The sequence below is a fragment of the Bradyrhizobium australafricanum genome, assembly GCF_020329495.1.
Taxonomy (GTDB): Bacteria; Pseudomonadota; Alphaproteobacteria; order Rhizobiales; family Xanthobacteraceae; genus Bradyrhizobium; species Bradyrhizobium australafricanum.
Genome location: NZ_JAGKJL010000008.1, coordinates 23276 through 44383 on the forward strand (window position 1 = coordinate 23276; position 21108 = coordinate 44383).

Below are 21108 nucleotides of genomic sequence, written 5' to 3' on the forward strand. Positions count from 1 at the left end.
ATACATGCTTGGCAAAGAGGAGATGACTGAAGATGACCCGACAACGCATCGATGTTGAAATGCTCGAACTCTTCAAGGCCGAGCTTGCACTTTGCAAAGTGAAGGAAGGCGAGGTCGTAGCCGTCCTAAGCGGCGGCGAGGATCAGTCGGAATATGCCCAGACGTTCATGCTGGCCGCGCGGAGCCTTGGCGCGACAACCTTCCACCTCAATGTTCCAAAGTACGGCCAGAGCAAGGTTGCGGGCCAGCAGGGTAGACACGCGCTGAGCGGCAACCGGCCGGCGATCGACACGCTCAAGCGCGTGGATATGGTAATTGATCTTCTGGGTCTGCTGTTCTCGCGCGAGCAGCTCGAAATCCAGGAAGCGGGCACGCGCATTCTGCGCGTAATGGAGCCGTTCCACATTCTCAAAAAGATGTTCCCGACCGAGGATCTCCGCCGGCGAACCGAGCTCTCACGAACGCTCCTGCAGTCAGGCAGAACCATGCGCATCACGTCGCCGGGCGGAACAGATGTGACCTACGGACTAAAGCAGTATCCGGTCATTTCCGAATACGGATACACCGATGAACCGGGCCGCTGGGATCATTTCCCGTCAGGATTTGCTTTCACGCAAGCCACGGATGGGGACGTCAACGGCACTGTCGTTCTGATGCCGGGCGACATTCTCTGCGCATTCAAGCGCTACATCCAGTCTCCGGTCACGCTGACCATCAAGGACGGCTACATCGTCGACCTCAAGGGCGAGGGGACCGACGCAACGCTCATCAGGAGCTATATCGACAGTTTCGGCGATCGGCGCGGATGGGCAATCTCGCATATCGGGTGGGGATCGAATGAGCGCGCCGACTGGCACCACATAGCTGCATCTCAGCAGCTCGCGTCGGAGCATATCATGAACGCGCTTTCCTTTTATGGAAACGTTCTGTTCTCGACGGGGCCGAATACCGAGCTTGGCGGCACGAACGACACGCCGTGTCATCTCGACATCCCGCTCCGCGGCTGCAGCCTTTGGCTCGACGATGTCCATATCCTCGACAAGGGTGAGTTTGCCTATTCCGAGTTGAGGGCACCGGGCCGCTAGTCCTCGCCCGCCTGATCAAGACCTGGAGCCGCATCCGCGGTTCCCAATAACGCGGAAAGCGTTTCGGCAACGACCATCCACTGTCCAGCTCTTTCAACGGGAAACGCATTGCATGTCTAAAACCCTCTCAGGCGCGGAAGATTACACGGCCGGGCAACGGTATTCGATCATGATCTCGGCGATGCTGGGATACATTCTCGACTTCTATGATGTCCTGATCTTTCCGTTTCTCTTGCCCGCGATTCAGCGGTCGATGTCGCTATCGTTGACAGAGATCGGCTCTCTGCAGGCCCTGACACTATTCGGATCGGCGATCGGCGGGGCCCTGTTCGGCGTCATCGGTGATCGCCTTGGCCGGAAAACCTCGCTTCAGCTCACCATCGCGCTGTTCTCGGTCGCCGCGATCATTTCCGCCTTCGCATGGAATTACTGGTCGCTTGCGGTGCTGCGGTTCATCACCGGCATTGGTCTTGGCGGCGAGTACGGCGTTGGCATGGTGCTTTTCAATGAGGCCTGGAAAAAAGGCAGCCGAGGCCTGGGGGCGGCTGCGCTTCAAGGCTGCGCCGTGATCGCATCGTCCACGGCTTCGATCGTCGGAATCTGGCTTATCGCGACGTTCAGCGACGAGTGGAGCTGGCGCATCGGCTTGCTGAGCGGCGGAGTGCCGATCCTGCTGATCATCTTCATTCGCTTCTTCATGCCTGAGTCGAAGATCTGGCTGGAGTACGAGGCGCAACGCAAGGCCGGTCCGGTTGCGGCCGCGGCCCGCACTCTTCCCCTTGCAGACTTGTTCCGCAATGGTCTGGCGCGGCAGACCGTCACTGCTTTCGTGTGGCTGATGAGCTACATGCTTTGCTACTACAGCGTAGTCTCCTTCATTCCGACGCTGTTGCTCCGGGACATGCACACGCCGGGCGACGTCGTTCGCACCACGGCCGTTCTTCTTTCGGTGGTCAGCGGCATCTGCTACCTCGCCAATGGCTTTTTCAACGACAGGGCTGGCCGACGGTTCGGTGCTCTCGTGCCGGCGTTGTTTTGGGTCGGATCCCTGGTTGGCATGGCGGTGTGGGGAAGTCAGCTCTACGCCGGCTCGAAGACCGAGTGGCCGATGTTCTGGCTCTATATCGGTTTCGGTATTGGCAATGTTGCGCTCGGCGTGACGGGCGTCTGGATCTCGGAGCTCTATCCGGTCAACCTGCGCGCAACGGCGGTGTCTACATTCTATATGGGCGGACGCGGCCTTGGCAGCATCGCGCCAGTGATCGTGCCCCTTGCGGCTGCTCATTTCGGCGGAAGCCTGCTGAACGGCATGGTCGCCGTGGCCCTTCCTGCCGCAGCTACTTTCATTCTGGCTTCTCTTCTGCTTCCTGAAACGCTCGGTCGCGATCTGTCCGCGAAGGGCTTCGAGGCCGACGCGGAATCGGAGCCTGCGATGAAGGCTGCGCCGGCCTCGAGCGTATGATGCACTTGTGAAATGACGCGCAGCCGGCGAGATGAGAGCTCATCGCGCTCATCTCGTCGGTCCGGCGCGGAAGGTGGCATCCGGTACTGGGCCGTCGATACGGACAAATGACGTCTGATCGAGACCCGCACTGCATCGGATCAAATGTTGGCCCGCACCGTCTTCATCATGCCTGCCGGTGCGCTGGTGGCAGGTGTTGTCGACCGGCCGATGCGCGGCGTCCTTGCCGACCTTGTCGCGGCCATGCAATAGAACCGCATCGGCAATCTGGATTTCCACAGCGTGGAGATAAAGACGTATCGTCCGGATTGGCGACGTCCGTGTGTCAGCCACGGCCTTCAGATCGGTAGGTCAAGTTGCGGCGCCGCATCGTCGCCTTGTAAGGACGAAAGCGAAATCCCCAACAGGCGGACTGACCTGGAAAAGGGTATCTCGTTCTGAAGCAGCGCGATCGACAGTCGTTCGAGTTCCGCGCGGCTCGAAACCGCGGCAGGTACCGACCTGCTGCGCGTAATGATTTCGAAGTCGTTGAACTTTACCTTGAGGGTCACCGTTCGGCCACGCGCTGCCTTGTCTTCACAGTGCCGCCAGACCTTGTCGATAAGTGGCTGCAGTTCGGCGGCCAACGTTTGGAATTCGGTCAAATCGCTTGAGAAAGTGGTCTCTGCGCCGACCGACTTCCGGATTCGATCCGCGCGGACCTCACGATTATCGACGCCCCTCGAGATCCAATAGTAGTACGCACCGGCCTTGCCGAAATTGGCCTGCATGAATGCGAGCGACTGATTGCGCATATCGAGCCCCGTGTAGAGGCCCAGGGCATTCATCCTGGCACCGGTCGCAGGACCAATGCCGTGGAATTTGCCGACGGGCAGGATTTCCACAAATGCCGGGCCCATTTCGGGCGTGATGACGTACTGGCCATTCGGCTTGCGGTGATCCGAGGCGAGCTTTGCCAGAAACTTGTTGTATGAGATGCCGGCCGAAGCATTGAGACCTGTCTCGGCCTTGATCTTGGCCCGGATAGCGAGCGCGACGTCGCGCGCCCATGGAATGCGTTGCAGGTTGTCGGTCACGTCGAGATACGCCTCGTCGAGTGACAGGGGCTCGATGATCGGCGTGTGTTCAGCGAAGATTTCACGGATTTGCTGCGAGATTGTCTTGTAGACCTCAAAGCGCGGCTTGACGAAGATCAGATCGGGGCATTGTCGTTTTGCCGTGACGGACGGCATGGCCGAACGAACTCCGAACTTTCTGGCTTCATAGCTGGCCGCCGCCACGACGCCGCGTTCACGGGATCCTCCGACGGCGACCGGCTTGCCGCGGAGGTCTGGATTGTCCCGCTGCTCGACGGACGCATAGAAGGCGTCCATGTCGATGTGGATGATCTTGCGCTGCCGGACCGGCGCAATTGCCCGGTCGTCATCGATCTCGACGGTCACGTCCCGAGCCCGGCTGTATCCTCCTTGACGCCGCGGGCGACGATTTGGAGGGTTCCGTCGGCAAGCGGCCGCTGCAACTTCAGTGCCTCGTCGGGAGGTGCCGTCATCCAGGCCTCTACCTCGTCCGGCGATGTGAGGATCTGCGGTCTGTACGAGGCGACCGAAGCGATCAACGCCAAACCGAAGCAGGTTGTTTTTGGTTTTGCCGACGAATTTTGCCGCCGATTGGAAGCCAAAGGCGGGCTCGGCGATCCGCTGCTCTACGGAAAGACTTGGGCGCGGGTCCACGACCCCTTGGTGTGGCGCGAGGAAGCAGACGCAATGCTGCAGGAAGCCGGAGTACGCGTCGTGTTCCATGCCGTCGCCAGCGACGTGAGCATGGAGGGCGACAGGATCGCGGGGGTGGTCATTTGGACGAAACAGGGACCCCTCGATGCGCGCGCCAAAGTCGTCGTCGATGCGAGCGGAGATGCTGATGTCGTCGCAATGGCCGGCTTGCCCAGCTTCATTGGCGACAATGGCAGGGTTCAGAACCCGACGATGATCTTTCGAATGATGGGTGTCGATATCGATCGTTTCGTCACCGAATACGGTGCCGACACCATCATGCCGGAAAAGATATCCGACATGATCCGCGCAAAGCACAATGCTGGTGAATACCGGCTGCCGCGCGCCAAGATCTGGCTGTTCCCCACCACCCGACCCAACGAGTTGCTGTGCAATTGCACGCGTGTGATCGGCCCGGATGGGCGTGAGCTCAACACGCTCTTACACCAGGATTTCACCGACGCCGAAATCCAGGGACGGCTTCAGGCGCGAGAATACGCTCGTTTCTTTCGCGATAATCTCGTGGGATGCGAAGCCGCCTTTCTGAACGATACCGGCGTCCAGGTCGGCGTGCGCCAGACCCGTCAGGTCTCTGGTGTAAAGAGGCTTTCAAACGAAGACGTCGTCAAAGGCGCCAAGTCATCTGACGGCATTGCGGTCTCGCCTTGGCCGATCGAGCTGCACTCGGGCGTCAAGCCTCGCGTCGAGTGGCTTCTGAACGACTACTACGAGGTGCCGTATGGGTGCTTCGTGCCGGAGCGCGGGGAGGGGTTGCTGGTTGCCGGCCGCTGCCTCTCGGCGGAGCACGAAGCAGTCGCTTCAGCGCGGGTCACGGCTCAGTGTTTCTCCTACGGTCATGCGATCGGTCATGCAGCGGTGATTGCGGTGCGCGACGGAATCGCGCCGAGGCACATCGACGGACAGCAAGTGAGGGCAGCGGTGAACGCCGACGGCGCGCGCCTCGATTAACAGGACCGTGAACAGATGATCAAGCTAGACAATCAAGGCCCGATCGCCATCGTTACCATCAATCGCGCGGAGCGCGTCTCCCAAGGACCGGCTTCGCCGACACCAAGGAGGGCAATCGGAAACGGCTGATCAAAGCTCAACACAGCGGTCTTTTGCGTGAAGCCGGCGGCTGCGAGAAGATCGGCTACGTGTGCCTTGAGCACCGCCGCAATCAGCGGCATCTGCTTGTCGCGCGGACGCGATTGTCCAGCCTCCCACCTGCTGACGGTCTGCTGGGTGCTTTTGACGAGCGTCGCGAACTCAGTCTGGCTGGCAAAGTTGGCAGACGAGTTAGCTTCTATCCGAGCTTTTTTTGCAGTCATCGCAACGCGGCCTCCCAGCCGAGCCGGGCTTACGATGCGATTGCTTGATCTGCTTTCCAGTCGGGCAATTGTCGTGGTCATGGTAGACGTTGCGATGGGACGGTGGATAGACGACGATTCCCATATGAGCCGACAGCCGCCGAATGGTCCTGCAGCGAAACCAGCGGCTTCAAAAGTGCACGGCTCTATTGATCCAGGTCAGCCCGGCCCGTCTTTTTTGACCGATACTGGCAAATCATCGCGTACACGAAGCTCTGGGGAGTTTGCCATGTTAGCTTTGGATGTCATGCGCACGTCTTTCGCAACGATCAAACCGGGCGCGCCATTGCTCGACGCCGTTCGTTTACTACTGGAAACCGGCCAGCGTGGCTTGCCTGTGCTCGAGGGCTCAGGGGCGCTGGTCGGTGTTATCTCCGAAGGCGACTTCCTTCACCGTCGCGAGCTCGGCGTGCATTGGCCAGAGGGCTTTTGGCTCGAATGGTTGCTCAGTAGAGAGGAGGGGCGGCTGGTCCGCGAGCGGACCCGGGCCCTGAGCGTTGACGCTGTGATGAGCCGCAAGCCCGTTTGCGTCGACGAATGTGCGACTGTGGACGAGATCGTTGCCGAAATGGACAAGCACCAGATATCGCAAGTCATCGTTCTCCGGAATACGCGGGTCGTCGGCATGATTGGCCGCCTGCAGCTGATCACAGCGCTTGAGCGAATACTTGCGCGATCCGAGGGCGATTGATGCGCCGACAGTATCGCGGCCTGGATCGGCAAACGAAGCCGCCAACATCCGAAACTGCTGTAGACGGTGCGGACCGGGTTCCGCCGGTCGCATCTAGACCGCTCGGCTATGCCGGGCTGTGGCGCGACCAAGGTGAGCGTCGAACGCCGAGGCGACGCATCGGACCAGGAACTCCGCATCATCGTTGATCAGGAGCCGGTCACCTCTCATCGTCACCGCGCCGTCCGCGATCAGCCTGTCGAGCCGGAAACCATCAACGACGGCCGAACCAGGATCCCAGCGGTGCCGGCGGCACATTCCCGGCAGATCGACGGCCATGTCGCACATGATGCGCTCGATGACGTCGGCTCGGAAACGGTCCTCCGCCGTCAGCATGTAGCCCTTGACGGTTGCAAGCCGGTCCTCGGCAATGCGTGCAAGATAGTCGCGTGTCGCAACTGCGTTCTGCACGAAGCCCTGTGGCATGCGGCCGATTGCGCTGGCGCCGAGGCCTATCAGGGTCTCGGCAGAATCGTCCGTGTAGCCTTGGAAGTTACGCCGCAGCCGGCCCTCGCGCTTTGCGATGGCCAGATTGTCGCCGGGGAGCGCGAAATGGTCGAGGCCGATGCGGATGTATCCGGCATCGGTCAGCGCCTGCGCGACCGCCTCGGACTGACGATGCCGCTCGAGGCTAGCCGGCAGCGACGCCTCGTCGATCATGCGCTGGTGCTTCTTGAAGGAGGGAATATGGGCATATCCGAACACGGAAAACCGGTCGGGCCGCAGCGCGACGCATGAGTCGACAGTATCCAGGCAGGAAGCGACAGTCTGAGCGGGCAGGCCGTAGAGCAGATCGAAGTTGATGCGGTCGACGCCGGCACGGCGCAGCCGCTCGACCGCTTCCGTGGTCTGCTCCAGGCTCTGCGACCGATTGATGGCGTGCTGGACGACAGGATCGAAGCTCTGGACGCCAAGGCTTGCGCGGTTGATGCCGCTGTAGCCCAACGCTTCCGCCATCGGCTCGGTCAGGGTGCGTGGATCGATCTCGACGGCGATCTCGGCGTCGGGCTGCACGAAAAACGAGTAGCGTAGCGCGCTGACGAGGTCGGCAAAGGTTTCGGGCGTCATGATCGTCGGAGTGCCACCGCCGAAATGGATGTGGGAGACGGGCAATCGCCCACCGACCGCTTCGGCAACGAGATGCGCTTCGGTGCGAAGGCCGGCGGCGTAAATGGCGACCGGTTCGTCTCGCCTGGTGATAGAGGTGTGGCACCCGCAGTACCAGCACATCGACCGGCAAAACGGAACATGCAGGTAGATCGAGGTCGGCCGCCGAGTTGGAATCGACCTGAGCCATGTCCGGTAATCAGCCTCGCTGACCGCCGCGGAAAAATGCGGAGCCGTGGGGTAGCTGGTGTAGCGCGGCAGCCTGTCCTGCCCATAGGTGATCGCCAGGTTCGACCGCATCCTATTCCTAGCCTCTCACTTGCGGCCGATTATCGAAGCCTGGCGCGCCCTTCGCTTACGCCGCCAAGTTCCGGTTCGACATCGCGCGGTTGCGCAGTTCCACCCGACGCGAGGTCGGAAGGGAGATCACGCCGTTCTGCTCGAGCTGGGTAAAGGTGCGTGACACCGTTTCGATCGTCAGACCGAGATAGTCGGCGATATCCTGCCGCGACATCGGAAGCTCGATCGCCGCATTCTTGACGGCGCGGCGCGCCATGTCGTGGAGGAAGCCGACGACACGATCTTCAGCGCTGCAGATCAGCAGCATCAGATGCTCCTGGAAGCGACGCAGTTCCTGGGCCGTCGCATCCCAGAGTTGGCGTGCCAGATCCTTTTCGTGGGTCGCACGGACCATGAGCGCGGCGCGCTTGACCACGATGACCCGCGTCTCGGAGACGGCCTCGGCCGAGGAGATATGGGTCTCGCCGGCCTCGAAGCCGAAAATATCCCCGGGCAGATAGAATGCGCCGATCTGGCGACGTCCGTCTTCCAGAATCTTGTAGGTTCGGACGGCGCCGGAAACGACCTGATAGAGGTATTCCGCGGCCTCGTCCTCGCCGTAAATTTCGCTGTTGCGGGCGAACCGCATCGGCGTCCCAACCATGCCGAAGGGTCCTTCAACGCGCGCCTGCCGGCTGAGGATGCTGGTCGGGTGACGGCTGTTCTCGAAAGAAATGGCGTTCTGGGTCTGCATGGCGACGCTCCATGAATGGGAAGATCGATGGAGGCAGATTGATCGCATCTCGTGGATCGGGAAATTTGGATATTTCCCCTAAGTAGAAGCCACTTACGTATTTGTACGTAGCTCCGGGAATGCAGAGCAATAAACGGTGGCCGCGCGGCGAGACATCAGTGTCTCGGCGCGCGAGGCAAAAAGTGCTGCTAGGTCCCGTTCTTATCGGGATAGGCAGCGCGTGTGCTGGCTCGGTCCTGTTCCTGACGCCAGCGCGTCGTGCTGCGATCGGTCAAGACGAGCACGAGCGCAAAGATCGCGAAGATGAGACAGACGGCCGTGACGACAAGCAGTGTACTCATTGCCATGTTGGCCTCCTCGATCTGATCAGCTAGCCGCCTTGACGTCGTCCGGCGATTCCACGTAGTAGCCGGAGTAGCCGTCGACGAAGCAGAGATGATCGTGGACTTCCCTGACGCCCGAGGTGTTCTCGGCGAGCACGATTGCGGCCTGGCGAGCTCGTTCATCGAAAATCAGGCCGTGCAGATGCACGGCGCCGTTGCGCACCCAGACCTGGAAGCCGGCGGGACGCCAGCCGGTGGCGTTGATTTCGCGCAGGATACGTTCACGGATATGGCTGTCGTCGGCGGTCGGATCGGGAACTTCGCGCGCCAACGATGCGACGGCCTGCAGGATGTCCGCCCGGGTGACGATTCCGACCATGGTCTTGCCCTTCACAACCGGCACCCGCTTCACGGCGTGCTTGTGCATCAGATGCACGATCTCGTCGAGCGGCGCCTGCTCATCGACTGTGATCGGGGTCGTGGTCATGACGTCCTCAACCTTGCGGCCGCGCTCGTGCACGAAATCGGTCGCAGCGCGACCCACGCCGGTGAACAGTTCCAGCCATGCCGAGCGCTTGTGTCCTGTGCCGATCTCGGCGCGGTCCAGGAAATCTCCCTCGGACACCATGCCCCTGAGCGTGCCGTCTTCGTCCATCACCGGCAGACCACTGAGGTGACATCGCAGCATGATATTGGCCGCATCCAGGATCTTCGTGTGCGGACTGACGGCGATGATATGCTTGGTCATTATCTGATGCGCACGCATGTCGGACCTCCGTGTTGAAGCTTGAACAATGAGGCTTTGTGCGTTCCGCGCATTGACCTGGCTCAACGGTCCGCTTGGCCCCGCTCGAGAGATTTCAAGAACAGAATGAAGTCGCCCACCTGGTCCGGCTCGAAGCTGAACTGGGGCATGGTCGGATGGCCGGTGACGATCCCTTCCGCCAGCGATTCCTGCAGCATCTCGACCGGATAGCGTTCGTGCAATGTCCGGAACGGAGGTGCTATCCTCAGCGGGCTCGGGCTCACCCGATCGATTGCATGGCAGCGGGCGCAGTAGAGCTGCGCAAGGCGACGGCCTTGCTCCTGGTCCGCAGCGGCTGGAGTCAGCGCGGCGCAGATCGCGCTGATGACCACGAAGCCACGAGCGATATGGCTCTGAAATGTCCCGGCTGGATGCTTCACAGTTCGGCTCGCGCTTAGTGAGACATCAGGACCGGGACGGTCATCGCGCGCAGCATGTCGCGCGTCACGCCGCCGAGCAGGGTTTCCTGCAGGCGGGAGTGGCCGTATCCGCCCATCACCAGAAGGTCAAGGCTCTCATCCGCCGCGATCGACAGCAGGATCGACTGAACCTCGGACTTGGACGCCGGCAACGACGTGATCTTGGCCGGAAGCCCTTCCTTTGCAAGGTAGCGCACCAAGTGGTCGCTGGAGCTTTCTGAGGGGACCGGATCGGCGCCATCGATGGTGATGACGGTGAGAGCATCGGCTGCGCGCAGCAGCGGCATTGCGTCGTGCAGGGCGCGGGCGGCAAGCCGGCTGCCATCCCAGCAGATCCCGATACGCTTCGCCGAGAACGCGCCGTGGAATGTATAGGGCATGAACAGAACAGGACCCCCGGCTTGGAACAAGAGCTCGCGCGGGATCACGTTGTCGTAGCTGTTGTATTCGCCCAGCGGCTGCACCACCACGGTCAGGTCATGCAGTCGCGCGTTCGCGCAGATCATCTCGCGAGCATCGATGGGGAGCGCACCCACGGCGCGGCTCGCGTAGGATATCCCCGCATTCCGTGCCTCGATATCGAAGACGCGCAGCGCAACCTCGGCGCGTTCGAGGGCCTGCTCATGTTCAGCCTCGAACAGGGAGGCGACCGCCGCGCCTCCTTCAACGACGAGCGGTACGCTGGCGGTCTCGTAGCCGATCGCCATTGCGTCGAGATGCGCGCCGGTGCCGAGCGCGAGCGAAACCGATCCGTCGACCGCGGGACGTGGCGACAACTCCGTCGGAATGTGGACCAGGATGTTCTTGAACATGGGCCGTTCTCCAAAGGGGTGGAAGAGCAAGTGCTATCAAAGCACGGGTCGAGGTGAACAAATTTGATCTGCCTCATGCGCGGTCGTGGATTCTGATTGAGCGAGATCAATTCATCGAGCGTGTACTTCGCGCAAATGTTGTACCCAGCTTGGAGGAGCCGACATGGCGCGCGTCGCATTGGTTACGGGTGGAAGCAGGGGAATTGGCGCCGCGATTTCGCGTGCCCTCGCTGCCGCCGGATGCCGGGTTGCGGCCTGCTATGCTGGAAATGCGGGAGCCGCGTGGTCGTTTCAGGATCAGACGGGAATTCCCGTATTCCAGTGGGATGTCGCGAACTTCCAGGCCTGTGCAGCTGGCATCCGCGAGGTGGAGGCGGCGTTGGGCCCGATCGACATCCTGGTCAACAACGCCGGTATCGTGCGCGACGCCACACTGCATCGAATGACCAAGCCGCAATGGGACGCGGTCATCCGGACCGATCTCGATTCGCTGTTCAACATGTGCCAGCCACTCATCGAGGGCATGCGGGCCCGCAGGTTCGGGCGGATCATCAACATCTCGTCGATCAATGGGCAGAAGGGCCAGATCGGCCAGACGAACTATGCCGCAGCGAAGGCCGCCGAGCTCGGCTTCACCCGTGCACTGGCGCTCGAAAGCGCGCGGTTCGGCATCACGGTCAATGCGATCTGCCCGGGCTACATCAACACCGAGATGGTGGCCGCGGTGCCGGCTGATGTCATGCAGAATTCCATTCTGCCGCAGATCCCGGTCGGGCGGCTGGGGCAGCCGGAGGAGATTGCCCGTGGGGTCGCGTTTCTTGCTGCCGACGAAGCAGGGTTCATCACCGGATCGACGCTGTCGATCAATGGCGGCCAACACATGTGTTGAATAGGAGAGATGACAATGCTCGCCACCGATGTGATGCGCAGTTCGTTCGCGACGATCAAGCCGACTGCCATCGTGCTCGATGCCGTCGAGCTGCTGCTTGAGACTGATCAGCGCGACCTGCCGGTGATCGACGACGCCGGCGACCTCGTCGGCATGGTTTCGGAGGGGGATTTCCTTCACCGCGATGAGCTTGACATCAGCCCGCCGTCAGGAAACTGGCTGGAGTCTCTGCTTGGCATTGCGGAGAATACACCTGAACGCGAACGCATGCGCACGCTGCAGGTCGGCTCGCTCATGAGTGGCTCGCCGATCACCGTCGATGTCGAGGCATCGATCGAGGACGTGGTCGCGCAGATGGATGTCTACAATGTCGCTCAGATTCCCGTGCTCGGCGCCGGAACCGTCGTTGGTATTGTCAGTCGCAGGGAGTTGCTTGCGGCATTGGCGCGCCGATTGAGAGAAGCAGAGAAAGAAAGCACCGGAGTTACTTCATGAGCGAGATGACCCTGCAGTCACATGCGCACGCTGTCGTTTGGATCGATCACCTTGTTGCGAAGGTTTTCGGCATCGGGTTGACAGGCGTCAGCGCGACGGCCGTCCATGCGCATTTGGCGTCGCAGCATCTGCATCACAAGACGAATACGATCGGCGATGGCCGCGTCCAGGCCGACGCGACATTCCTCGCCCGGGTAGGGGAGGCCGTGAGCGATTGCAGCGATTTGCTCGTCATCGGTCCGGGTGTCGAGAAGGTTGAGCTGATGCAATATCTCACGGCGGAACGGCCTGACCTCAACTTGCATGTTGAGCCGAGCGATCATCCGACGGACGGCGAGATCGTGGCGCTGGGCCGGAAGCGGTTCCACCTCGGCTAGGTAGAAGAGATCTGGCGTCGGAGCAGCTGCCAGACGGAGAAACAGATTGCGCCCGAGCCCATCCCGCTCGAGCAAGGAGGCGAGCGATGACAGTCCAAGCGGTTCTCGACCAACCCACATCTCCCGCTAACGACGATGTGACGGGTGCCAGAACGGTCGCCTCAGTGCCGTCCGAAAGCGAGCCATTGACGGCTGCCGAATCGATCGACCAACTGGTTCATGCGGCGATGGCGCGATGGACCGGCGGGCTTTCACCGGCCAGTCTCGCGCTCGCTTTCGCCGACTCGCAACTCCATCTTGCGGCGTCACCCGGTAAACGGCTTCAGCTGGCGCTGAACGCAGTTGCTGAGGGCTCGCGCTTCGCGCGCATGGTGTCGACGCCGCATGCTGCCTGGCAGCCCTGGTTCATGGTCAAGCCACAGCCGGGTGACAACCGTTTTGCCGGCCAAGATTGGACATTGCCGGCCTTTAACGTCGTGGCGCAAGCGTTCCTCCTGGGAGAGCAATGGTGGCATTCGGCGACCAGCGGCCTGCGCGGCGTCTCGAAAGGAAATTCGGCAATAGTGGATTTCACTGTCCGCCAATGCCTCGATGTGGTGGCGCCGTCCAACTTTGCATTCAGCAATCCAGAGGTGCTGCGGCGGGCGATGGATTCGGGTGGCGGCAACTTCGTGTCGGGCTGGCATAACTGGCTGGAAGATTGCCGCGACCTGCTGAGCGGCAAGCCCTGCGAGCCCCCGCTTTTTGTGGTCGGCAAGGATGTAGCCACGACCAAGGGTAAGGTCGTCTACCGCAATGAGCTGATCGAGCTCATTCAATACGCGCCCGCGACCACGGACGTCTGCCCGGAGCCAGTGCTCATCGTGCCGGCCTGGATCATGAAATACTACATTCTTGATCTCTCGCCCGAGAACTCGCTGGTGCGCTTCCTGGTCGAGCGCGGCTTCACCGTGTTCATGATCTCATGGCGAAATCCGGGGCCAGCCGATCGCGATCTTGGTCTCGAGGACTATCGCAAGCTTGGGATCGACGCGGCCATCGACGTGATCAATCAGCTTGCCCCTGAACGCGCGATCCATGCGGCAGGCTACTGCCTCGGTGGCACCCTGCTAGCGATTGCCGCGGCCCGATTGCAAAGGGAGCGGCCTGGTTGCCTCCGGTCGGTGACGCTGATGGCCGCCCAGGCCGATTTTACCGATGCAGGCGAACTGACGCTCTTCATCAATGAAAGCCAGATTGCGTTCCTGGAGGACATGATGCGGCAGCGCGGCGTGCTCGAGACGGCGCAGATGGCCGGTGCGTTCCAGTTGCTGCGGTCGAACGACATGATCTGGTCGCGCCTGGTCCGCGACTATCTCATGGGCGATCGCGCCGCACCGAGTGACCTGATGTCATGGAACGCGGACGCGACCCGCATGCCGTACCGGATGCATTCGGACTATCTGCGCAAGCTTTTTCTCAACAACGACCTTGCCGAGGGCCGGTATCTGGCGGACTGGCAGCCGATGGCACTTTCCGACCTTCGCGCCCCTATGTTTGTGGTGGGCACGGTCCGTGATCACGTCGCGCCCTGGCGGTCTGTTCACAAGATTCACTTGCTCGCGGATGCCGATATCGCCTTCGTGCTGGCGAGCGGCGGGCACAACGCCGGCATCGTTGCTCCGCCGTCGGAGGAGGGGCACAGCTATCAGTTGTTGGAGAAGAAGGCGGATCAACCCTATGTCGGCCCCGACGAGTGGCTGTGGAAAGCGGTGAATCGCGACGGATCCTGGTGGCTGGAGTGGGTTCGCTTTCTTACCGCGTATTCGGGAACCTGGGAGCCGGCGAAAACGTCGCTTCATGCGCCCCAGAGCGGGCCGCCGCTCGATGATGCGCCAGGTCAGTATGTTCTCCAGCATTGATCCCGCGGGCACAAGCACTCAGGCAGTTTGATTTGCCGCAACTGCTCTCGTGGCGCGGACCCCTAGAGTAAATGCCGCACCAGCGGGATCGAGGATCGAGCTACGCCCCCCTTGGCTGGCGAGCTTTGAACAATGCTGGACCTCTAGGAGAGAGCCATGAGCGTCATCCTTCGCATCCTCTTCGTCCTCGTGGGATCTATCACCGCGCTGTTCGTGGCGCGCGATTCCCTGAACTTTGACATCATTCAGACATTCGTGGCCATTCTGCTTGTCACCGCGCTTTTGCTGGGCGGAAGCTTCTGGAGCCTGTGGCGGAAGACGTGAGTGCCATAGACCTCATAGGACTGAGCGAAGCCGAAGCCACGGCCCGGCTTCGGATCGAAGGGTACAATGAGCTTCCGAGTCCTGATCGGCGCACTCCCGTACGTATCGTGCTGGAGGTGCTGCGCGAGCCGATGCTCGCGCTCCTTCTGTGCGGCGGACTGATCTACCTCCTACTTGGTGATCTCCAGGAGGCACTGCTGCTCCTTGGCTTTGGCGCCATGTCGATCGTGATCACGATCGTGCAGGAGACACGAACCGAACGCGTGTTGGAAGCCTTGCGCGACCTGACCAGTCCACGAGCCCTCGTGATGCGGGATGGGGTACGCCGGCGTATCGCCGGCCGGGACGTCGTCCGAGGCGACCTTATTATCCTTGGCGACGGTGATCGCGTGCCAGCCGACGCTGTGCTCCTCGACGGTCACGATCTGCAGGTCGACGAGTCCCTGCTGACGGGCGAGTCGGTACCCGTTCGCAAGCAGGTGGTAGAGACGGACGCCGTGGCTGAGCATCGGCCGGGCGGCGACGATCAGCCGTTCGTGTATTCCGGCTCGCTCGTCGTGCGGGGCGAAGGTTCCGCCCGGGTCACGGCCACCGGGCAGCGAAGCGAGCTCGGAAAAATCGGAGTGTCTCTTCGTACGCTGCAAGCGGAGCCGCCACGGCTTCAACAGCAGACCGCGAAGCTGGTGCGGCTTTGCTTTTTCGGAGGTGCTGCCGTCAGCATAGTTGCCGTGCTGCTTTACGGGATGTTGCGCGGAGACTGGCTACAGGCGTTGCTCGGCGGCGTCGCGATCGGCATGTCCATGCTGCCGGAGGAATTTGGTGTGGTGCTCACCGTGTTCATGGCCATGGGCGCGTGGCGCATTTCGAAAGTCCGCGTGCTGACGCGCCGGGCGGCCGCAATCGAGACGTTGGGCTCCGCCACCGTCTTATGCACCGACAAGACCGGTACTCTGACGCTGAATGAAATGTCGGTTGTAGAATTGCGGTTGCTCGATGGTGCATGCATGCGCCCCAAGTCTACGAATCCGGGTTGTGTACAGCCCGAATTCTCGAAGATGCTACGCTACGGTGTCCTTGCCAGTTCGTCTCAGCCATTGGATCCAATGGAGCGGGCGTTGCACGCCCTTGCCGGCGACGCCCGGAAGGAAAATAGCGGACCGGATGCTCACCGGCAGCTGGTACGAACTTACGGACTCCGGCCCGAACTCCTGGCCATGACCCAGGTCTGGCGGTCATCCCTTGCGGAGGAATGCGTTGTTGCAGCTAAGGGAGCGCCTGAGGCGATCGCGCGTCTCTGCGGGTTGAGTCGTGCAGATCAAGAATCGATGAGAAATGCCGTCGGCCTGATGGCGGAGCAAGGGCTCCGTGTGCTCGGGGTTGCGGCGGCCGTGTTTAAAGGCGGCCAGCTTCCTTGCTCGCAAGAAGCCTTCGCATTCCGCTTCCTCGGACTGGTGGGATTCGCCGATCCGCTTCGCTCCAACGTGCCCGGTGCGGTGCGTGAATGCCGCTCAGCGGGAATTCGCGTCACAATGATCACAGGCGATTATCCGGCAACCGCGACCGCAATTGCGAAGCAGGCGGGACTGGATGTCCATGAGGTGATCACGGGGGATCAGATCAGGCTTATGAATGACGTGCAGCTTGCGGAGCACGTCAGGCGTGTGAACGTGTTTGCGCGCGTATTGCCTGAGCAGAAGCTCCGCATCGTGCAGGCGTTGAAGCAGAACGGCGAGATCGTTGCGATGACCGGCGATGGCGTCAACGACGCTCCATCCCTGAAGGCGGCCCACATCGGCATTGCGATGGGCGGGCGTGGAACGGATGTCGCGCGCGAGGCGTCCTCCATCGTGCTGCTTGACGACGATTTCAGCGCGATCATCTCGGCCATCCGCCTGGGTCGACGCATCTACGACAATCTGCGAAAGGCGATGGCTTTTATCTTCGCTGTCCACGTTCCAATCGCAGGGCTTGCCCTGCTTCCCCTGGTTTTCGGATTACCTTTGATTCTCGGCCCCGTTCATATCGCATTTCTGGAGCTGATCATCGATCCCGTGTGCTCACTCGTGTTCGAGGCCGAGCGCGAGGAGCGCGACATCATGGCTCGCCCACCCAGGCGGACCGACAGCGCTCTGTTTACTTGGGCGCTGGTTGGCTGGAGCCTTCTTCAAGGTGCCTTGATTTTTGCACTTGTCGCAATCCCGTTCGTCATCGCACTTCGTATTGGCATGCCTGCAGATGAAGCGCGAGCCTTGGCCGTTTTCGCCCTCATCGGATCGATTGTTGGTCTTGTCCTGGTCAATCGATCGTTCAGTGCCTCATTCCTGTCGGCTTTCTTGCGGCCAAATCCAGCGCTGGCCGCGATCCTGCTTTCGGTCGCAGGCGCTCTCGCGACCGCACTGCTCTGGCCTCCAGCATCTACCTTGTTTCGGTTCGGTCCTCTGCATCCGGACGATCTGATGATCGCGCTCGGACCGGGAGTGGCGATGCTGGTAATCCTTGAACTGCTCAAGCCACTCTGGGGGCGGCGGCTCAGATCCTAGCCGGCGGAGACATCGAACTGCGCCTGAAAGGTGACGGCTGGTGTACTTACCTCACAAGGAACACGTCGGCAGCGGCGTTCCACGACGTCAATGGTCGGCTCCAACGAACCGACCTTCGAGGACCGGCAGGCATCAAGATCAGACGGACAACTCGCGTTCTAGCGGGACTTTGGCGTTTCGGTTGGTGAAGGTCATCAGCAGCAACGACAGGCCAGAGGCTGCCGCCACGAACGCCGCGGTCCATCTGAGCGTGGACACGGCAAAGGCCGCGTCAAGCCGCCAGCCTGTCGTCGCCGGCTCGGTCGACGCAAGCGGAACCAGATCCGGGAAGTACCAGTGGCAGAACAGAGCAAGCACAACCGCGAGGATCGCACTAGCGACAAAGAGAAAGGTCAATCGCTGTTTCATGAAAGTCCTCCTTTCGGCGCGAGGATGTTGCCAGACCCGATGGCATCGACCAATTCAGGAGTTTTCCTTAGGCGACTTACCGCTCGCCCCGGCCGTTGATTTTGCCAGAAGGCGAGAGAATACAACGTTCAAGCGTGGCCGAGGGCGTACCGGAAGCGTCCACAACGTCCCAATCGATAGTTCCGGTTTCAATGTTGTCTTGAACCAAGACCACGTCTGACGTCGCGTCCGACGCGTCGTGTCGTCGTGATGCTACGCGATGCAGCCGAGCGGCGCGATCGGCGGTCAGGAAGATGCCGCGGAACTCAGCCTTCGCGTTGCGGGCGACGGCTTCAGCGGCATGTCGCTCCGCCGACTTGAGAAATGCCGCATCGAGTATGACCGAAACCCCTTGAGCTAATGTACGCACAGCGTGTCCGAACATGGCCCGATAGACGCGATCGGATGCTTCGGCGGTGTACGTCGTTGCGGGCAAAGTCGTATGCTCGCTCACGTCGTGGAGTTGCTTGCGAATGACGTCCGATCGCAGAACCAGGGCGCCTGGCGCTGGCGCGATCAGATGTGCCATATCCCGCGCCAGCAGGCTCTTGCCGGTGCCGGACTTCCCGCCAATTGCGAGGAGGCTGGGAAGCTCCGGTGCAATGAGCTTGACTGCCGCGTCGAAGTATCTCTCCGCAGCCCTCGCAATTGTTGGATCGTGCCGGTGTTGCTGCCGCTTGGTGAGGAGTACGTTGGCCCGGATCGCGGCACGAATTGAGAGAAACAGCGGTAACACGGCAAGTGCCGTCGATTGGGCAGCCCATGCCGCCTGCATATAGCTGTTGAATAGTCTGTTGGCGGCAGCGCGCTGCCCAAACGCCAAGAGATCCATAAGGGGGAATGCAAGATCGTAGAGGACGTCCGTTGTCGCTATTTCAGCGTCAAATTCGATTGCGTCGAACAAGACGAGCCTGCCATGGATCATAACGATATTGCCGAGGTGGGCGTCGCCGTGGCAGCGTCGGACTTGTCCCGCTGCTGCACGTGACTGCAAGAGCTTGCGATGCCGCTCCAACTCGCGGTGGCTCAACCGATGCAGCTTGTCGATGCTGTCGCGGGGAAAGTCTGCCGAGCCGCGGAACTGCTCCGTGTTGCGGTCGATGATGATCGGAAGCGATGCGAGCCAATTCGATCCATCGCTGCTGGCGGCGGCCTTATGTGAATCCAGCAGAACGGCCGCCAGGCTCTCACTAAGCTCTGGCCCGAAAGCATTTTGCGCGGCCAGGTGATCGAGCGTCTTACTTTCGTCAAAGCGAGCCATTTCGACGGCCCATTCGATAACCTGTCCGGTCCCTCCGATCACGAAGCCGTCGCGCTCGCGCGTGATCGGCACCACCCCGCGATAGATCGAGGGGGCGTGGCGCTTGTTGATGGCAATCTCGTCCTCGCAAGCACGCCGCCGCTTCTCCAACGTCGAGAAATCGAGATATGGCAGCTTGACCGCTCGTTTGATCTTCAGGACGCGCGAAGGCCCAAGAAAGACGATCGAACAATGGGTGTCGATCCGTTGGACCGGCGCGTTTGGTTCGCCAGAGCCAGCCAGGAACGACAATACAGCCGCCTGGCCGGCGTCGCCTGTGGCATCGTCGGTTGATGATGTCGGCGTCATCATGGTTTCAGAACAGCCGCGCCGACGAGCTTGCCGTCGCGCAGGCGCGCGAGCGCTTCGTTCGCCTGATCCAGGGGGAAGACGGTGACGAGTGTCCGGATTCCGGCCCTCGCCGCCGCCTTGAGAAAGTCGACGCCATCCTGTCGCGTCAGGTTGGCGACGGAGACGATCTGCCGTTCACCCCAGAGGATGTCGTAAGGAAAGCTCGGAATATCCGACATGTGGATGCCGGCGCAGACCACGCGTCCGCCCTTGCGCAGGGCGCGCAAGGCAAGCGGGATCAGTGGGCCTATGGGCGCATAGATGATTGCGGCGTCGAGCTGCTCCGGCGGCGGGTCCTCGGAGGCTCCGGTCCAGCATGCGCCGAGCGACAATGCCAGATGCTGGGCCTCGGTGTCGCCCGCACGGGTGAACGCGTAGACATCCCGCGTTTGCCAGCGTGCGACCTGCGCGACGATATGTCCCGCCGCGCCAAAACCGTAAATGCCGAGTTTGCGGCCGTCGCCGGCCATCACCAGGGAGCGCCAGCCGATCAAGCCAGCGCACAGCAGGGGTGCAAGCTCGGCGTCGTCGCCGTCCTCGCCGAGCGGAAAGCAGTAACGCGCATCCGCCACCAGATGGGTCGCAAAGCCGCCGTCCCGCGTATAGCCGGTGAACAGGGGATCGTCGCAGAGGTTTTCCTTGCCCTCCCGGCAGTAGGGACAATGCCCGCAGGTCGAGCCGAGCCAGGGGACGCCGACGCGTGTGCCGAGATGCGCATGGCCTACGCCGTCGCCAATTGCGTCGATACGGCCAACCACCTCGTGGCCGGGTACGATTGGATAGGCGATGTTTGGCAGCTCTCCATCGACGACATGGAGGTCGGTGCGGCAGACGCCGCAGGCGCTGATCTTGACCCGGACCTCACCTGGGCCAGGTATTGGGTCCGGTCGTTCCACATATTGCAGCTGCGCGCCACGTGCAGGCAGGATCATGGCATGCATGACGGAACTCGCTCAGGGGTCTGTGACCTTCCTTTGATCACGTGACATTGGCCTTGTTTTGATCCCGGTCAACGCCCGTTGGGTGTTCCGGATTAGCTTTGCCTCGCGAGCCGAGACTTAAAAGCCAAGACCCAAACAGGAGCCACCGATGATCAAGGACATGATTCCCGTTGGAACCCAGCGCGCCGTGGCGCGGCGGGAAGCCAATCCATTCACGTTTCTGCAGCAGGAAATCGACCGGCTGTTCGATGGATTCGGCCGCAATTTTCCGCCCTTCGCAACGCCGGTGGCGATGATGCCGCGCATGGACGTCAGCGAAACCGACAAGACCATCGAGATTTGCGCCGAACTGCCGGGCCTCGAGACCAAGGACGTTCAGCTCAACCTTGCCGACAACACGCTCACGATCCGCGGCGACAAGAGGAGTGAGCGCGAGGAGCAGGACAAGGACTATCTCCTGGTCGAGCGCAGCTTCGGCGCGTTCTCGCGGTCCGTTGCATTGCCCGAGGGCATCAAGGCGGAAGACGTCAGCGCCGAAATCGCCAAGGGCGTACTCAAGGTCACCGTCAAGAAGCCGACACCGAAGCAGAGCAGGCAGATCGACATCAAGACGGCCGCGTAGCCGTCT

General features: G+C 61.4%; 23 protein-coding genes and 1 pseudogene. 11 read left to right on the top strand and 13 right to left on the bottom strand.

What is annotated here, in order from left to right; all coding sequences use genetic code 11:
• Nucleotides 1-32: 32 nt before the first annotated feature.
• Together J6525_RS09565 and J6525_RS09570 are read left to right on the top strand one after the other, a co-directional pair.
• Nucleotides 33-1085 (top strand): 2,5-dihydroxypyridine 5,6-dioxygenase NicX family protein, encoded by a 1053-nt coding sequence (locus tag J6525_RS09565; RefSeq protein WP_225643887.1) that lies wholly within the window; start codon nucleotides 33-35, stop codon nucleotides 1083-1085.
• A gap of 112 nt (nucleotides 1086-1197) precedes the next feature.
• Nucleotides 1198-2547: an MFS transporter gene (locus tag J6525_RS09570; protein WP_225643889.1), complete on the top strand. Its 1350-nt coding sequence runs from the start codon at nucleotides 1198-1200 to the stop codon at nucleotides 2545-2547.
• A gap of 48 nt (nucleotides 2548-2595) precedes the next feature.
• Here the strand turns inward: J6525_RS09570 and J6525_RS09575 are convergent, their stop codons facing one another.
• The 3 genes and pseudogenes from J6525_RS09575 to J6525_RS09585 form a co-directional block, all read right to left on the bottom strand.
• Nucleotides 2596-2880: a hypothetical protein gene (locus J6525_RS09575; RefSeq protein ID WP_225643891.1), complete on the bottom strand. Its 285-nt coding sequence runs from the start codon at nucleotides 2878-2880 to the stop codon at nucleotides 2596-2598.
• 5 nt (nucleotides 2881-2885) lie between these two features.
• Entirely contained in the window at nucleotides 2886-3920 is a 1035-nt protein-coding gene (gene dinB, locus J6525_RS09580) for a DNA polymerase IV (RefSeq protein ID WP_249795976.1), read from the bottom strand.
• Between the two features lie 65 nt (nucleotides 3921-3985).
• A pseudogene (locus tag J6525_RS09585) lies at nucleotides 3986-4135 on the bottom strand (SOS response-associated peptidase); the annotation flags it as partial.
• Here J6525_RS09585 and J6525_RS09590 point away from each other — a divergent pair.
• The gene (locus J6525_RS09590) at nucleotides 4122-5285 is read left to right on the top strand and encodes an FAD-dependent oxidoreductase (protein ID WP_225643902.1); all 1164 of its coding nucleotides are present in this window, start codon (nucleotides 4122-4124) and stop codon (nucleotides 5283-5285) included. The pseudogene J6525_RS09585 and the gene J6525_RS09590 overlap by 14 nt on opposite strands.
• 32 nt (nucleotides 5286-5317) lie before the next feature.
• Here the strand turns inward: J6525_RS09590 and J6525_RS09595 are convergent, their stop codons facing one another.
• Entirely contained in the window at nucleotides 5318-5647 is a 330-nt protein-coding gene (locus J6525_RS09595; RefSeq protein ID WP_225643905.1) for a helix-turn-helix transcriptional regulator, read from the bottom strand.
• Between the two features lie 268 nt (nucleotides 5648-5915).
• Here J6525_RS09595 and J6525_RS09600 point away from each other — a divergent pair, with 268 nt between their 5' ends.
• Nucleotides 5916-6377, top strand: coding sequence for a CBS domain-containing protein (locus J6525_RS09600; RefSeq protein WP_225643907.1), 462 nt, complete (start codon nucleotides 5916-5918; stop codon nucleotides 6375-6377).
• A gap of 93 nt (nucleotides 6378-6470) precedes the next feature.
• On the opposite strand, the gene hemN is transcribed toward J6525_RS09600, so the two are convergent.
• From hemN to J6525_RS09630, 6 genes are all read right to left on the bottom strand, one after another.
• The gene (hemN, locus tag J6525_RS09605) at nucleotides 6471-7823 is read right to left on the bottom strand and encodes an oxygen-independent coproporphyrinogen III oxidase (RefSeq protein ID WP_225643909.1); all 1353 of its coding nucleotides are present in this window, start codon (nucleotides 7821-7823) and stop codon (nucleotides 6471-6473) included.
• Between the two features lie 55 nt (nucleotides 7824-7878).
• The gene (locus tag J6525_RS09610) at nucleotides 7879-8556 is read right to left on the bottom strand and encodes a helix-turn-helix domain-containing protein (protein WP_225643911.1); all 678 of its coding nucleotides are present in this window, start codon (nucleotides 8554-8556) and stop codon (nucleotides 7879-7881) included.
• Between the two features lie 188 nt (nucleotides 8557-8744).
• Complete coding sequence (locus J6525_RS09615) at nucleotides 8745-8903, bottom strand: hypothetical protein (protein WP_225643913.1); 159 nt, start codon at nucleotides 8901-8903, stop codon at nucleotides 8745-8747.
• 19 nt (nucleotides 8904-8922) lie between these two features.
• On the bottom strand, nucleotides 8923-9645 hold the full coding sequence (locus tag J6525_RS09620) for a CBS domain-containing protein (protein WP_225643915.1): 723 nt from the start codon (nucleotides 9643-9645) through the stop codon (nucleotides 8923-8925).
• 62 nt (nucleotides 9646-9707) lie between these two features.
• Nucleotides 9708-10016: a c-type cytochrome gene (locus J6525_RS09625; RefSeq protein WP_225644107.1), complete on the bottom strand. Its 309-nt coding sequence runs from the start codon at nucleotides 10014-10016 to the stop codon at nucleotides 9708-9710.
• 62 nt (nucleotides 10017-10078) lie between these two features.
• Nucleotides 10079-10915 carry a universal stress protein gene (locus J6525_RS09630; RefSeq protein ID WP_225643917.1) on the bottom strand — a complete coding sequence of 279 codons (837 nt, stop codon included), beginning with the start codon at nucleotides 10913-10915 and terminating at the stop codon, nucleotides 10079-10081.
• Between the two features lie 163 nt (nucleotides 10916-11078).
• Here J6525_RS09630 and phbB point away from each other — a divergent pair, with 163 nt between their 5' ends.
• From phbB to J6525_RS09660, 6 genes are all read left to right on the top strand, one after another.
• Nucleotides 11079-11804, top strand: a complete 726-nt coding sequence (gene phbB / locus J6525_RS09635) for an acetoacetyl-CoA reductase (RefSeq protein WP_225643919.1) — start codon at nucleotides 11079-11081, stop codon at nucleotides 11802-11804.
• 15 nt (nucleotides 11805-11819) lie between these two features.
• Nucleotides 11820-12299: a CBS domain-containing protein gene (locus J6525_RS09640; RefSeq protein WP_225643929.1), complete on the top strand. Its 480-nt coding sequence runs from the start codon at nucleotides 11820-11822 to the stop codon at nucleotides 12297-12299.
• Complete coding sequence (locus J6525_RS09645; protein ID WP_225643931.1) at nucleotides 12296-12676, top strand: hypothetical protein; 381 nt, start codon at nucleotides 12296-12298, stop codon at nucleotides 12674-12676. Before J6525_RS09640 ends, J6525_RS09645 begins: the two co-directional genes overlap by 4 nt.
• Before the next feature lie 86 nt (nucleotides 12677-12762).
• A complete protein-coding gene (locus J6525_RS09650) occupies nucleotides 12763-14577 on the top strand; it encodes a PHA/PHB synthase family protein (protein ID WP_225643933.1) in 1815 nt (604 codons plus the stop codon).
• Nucleotides 14578-14733: 156 nt separating this feature from the next.
• Entirely contained in the window at nucleotides 14734-14901 is a 168-nt protein-coding gene (locus tag J6525_RS09655) for a hypothetical protein (RefSeq protein WP_166213789.1), read from the top strand.
• Nucleotides 14898-17441, top strand: coding sequence for a cation-translocating P-type ATPase (locus tag J6525_RS09660; protein WP_225643934.1), 2544 nt, complete (start codon nucleotides 14898-14900; stop codon nucleotides 17439-17441). Before J6525_RS09655 ends, J6525_RS09660 begins: the two co-directional genes overlap by 4 nt.
• Nucleotides 17442-17579: 138 nt before the next feature.
• Here the strand turns inward: J6525_RS09660 and J6525_RS09665 are convergent, their stop codons facing one another.
• The 3 genes from J6525_RS09665 to J6525_RS09675 form a co-directional block, all read right to left on the bottom strand.
• The gene (locus tag J6525_RS09665) at nucleotides 17580-17849 is read right to left on the bottom strand and encodes a hypothetical protein (protein ID WP_225643936.1); all 270 of its coding nucleotides are present in this window, start codon (nucleotides 17847-17849) and stop codon (nucleotides 17580-17582) included.
• 76 nt (nucleotides 17850-17925) lie between these two features.
• Nucleotides 17926-19497: a bifunctional aminoglycoside phosphotransferase/ATP-binding protein gene (locus J6525_RS09670; protein ID WP_312009769.1), complete on the bottom strand. Its 1572-nt coding sequence runs from the start codon at nucleotides 19495-19497 to the stop codon at nucleotides 17926-17928.
• On the bottom strand, nucleotides 19497-20480 hold the full coding sequence (locus J6525_RS09675) for a zinc-dependent alcohol dehydrogenase family protein (protein ID WP_225643941.1): 984 nt from the start codon (nucleotides 20478-20480) through the stop codon (nucleotides 19497-19499). The genes J6525_RS09670 and J6525_RS09675 overlap by 1 nt, the downstream gene beginning before the upstream one ends.
• 148 nt (nucleotides 20481-20628) lie before the next feature.
• Here J6525_RS09675 and J6525_RS09680 point away from each other — a divergent pair, with 148 nt between their 5' ends.
• A complete protein-coding gene (locus J6525_RS09680; RefSeq protein ID WP_225643943.1) occupies nucleotides 20629-21102 on the top strand; it encodes an Hsp20/alpha crystallin family protein in 474 nt (157 codons plus the stop codon).
• Nucleotides 21103-21108 lie beyond the last annotated feature (6 nt).

Coding starts and splice junctions, on each gene's coding strand:
- J6525_RS09565 (WP_225643887.1), top strand. CDS start 33: ATGACCCGACAACGCATCGATGTTGAAATGCTCGAACTCTTCAAGGCC.
- J6525_RS09570 (WP_225643889.1), top strand. CDS start 1,198: ATGTCTAAAACCCTCTCAGGCGCGGAAGATTACACGGCCGGGCAACGG.
- dinB (WP_249795976.1), bottom strand. CDS start 3,920: ATGGACGCCTTCTATGCGTCCGTCGAGCAGCGGGACAATCCAGACCTC.
- J6525_RS09595 (WP_225643905.1), bottom strand. CDS start 5,647: ATGACTGCAAAAAAAGCTCGGATAGAAGCTAACTCGTCTGCCAACTTT.
- J6525_RS09600 (WP_225643907.1), top strand. CDS start 5,916: ATGTTAGCTTTGGATGTCATGCGCACGTCTTTCGCAACGATCAAACCG.
- hemN (WP_225643909.1), bottom strand. CDS start 7,823: ATGCGGTCGAACCTGGCGATCACCTATGGGCAGGACAGGCTGCCGCGC.
- J6525_RS09610 (WP_225643911.1), bottom strand. CDS start 8,556: ATGCAGACCCAGAACGCCATTTCTTTCGAGAACAGCCGTCACCCGACC.
- J6525_RS09615 (WP_225643913.1), bottom strand. CDS start 8,903: ATGGCAATGAGTACACTGCTTGTCGTCACGGCCGTCTGTCTCATCTTC.
- J6525_RS09620 (WP_225643915.1), bottom strand. CDS start 9,645: ATGCGTGCGCATCAGATAATGACCAAGCATATCATCGCCGTCAGTCCG.
- J6525_RS09630 (WP_225643917.1), bottom strand. CDS start 10,915: ATGTTCAAGAACATCCTGGTCCACATTCCGACGGAGTTGTCGCCACGT.
- phbB (WP_225643919.1), top strand. CDS start 11,079: ATGGCGCGCGTCGCATTGGTTACGGGTGGAAGCAGGGGAATTGGCGCC.
- J6525_RS09640 (WP_225643929.1), top strand. CDS start 11,820: ATGCTCGCCACCGATGTGATGCGCAGTTCGTTCGCGACGATCAAGCCG.
- J6525_RS09645 (WP_225643931.1), top strand. CDS start 12,296: ATGAGCGAGATGACCCTGCAGTCACATGCGCACGCTGTCGTTTGGATC.
- J6525_RS09650 (WP_225643933.1), top strand. CDS start 12,763: ATGACAGTCCAAGCGGTTCTCGACCAACCCACATCTCCCGCTAACGAC.
- J6525_RS09655 (WP_166213789.1), top strand. CDS start 14,734: ATGAGCGTCATCCTTCGCATCCTCTTCGTCCTCGTGGGATCTATCACC.
- J6525_RS09665 (WP_225643936.1), bottom strand. CDS start 17,849: ATGAAACAGCGATTGACCTTTCTCTTTGTCGCTAGTGCGATCCTCGCG.
- J6525_RS09670 (WP_312009769.1), bottom strand. CDS start 19,497: ATGACGCCGACATCATCAACCGACGATGCCACAGGCGACGCCGGCCAG.
- J6525_RS09675 (WP_225643941.1), bottom strand. CDS start 20,480: ATGCATGCCATGATCCTGCCTGCACGTGGCGCGCAGCTGCAATATGTG.
- J6525_RS09680 (WP_225643943.1), top strand. CDS start 20,629: ATGATCAAGGACATGATTCCCGTTGGAACCCAGCGCGCCGTGGCGCGG.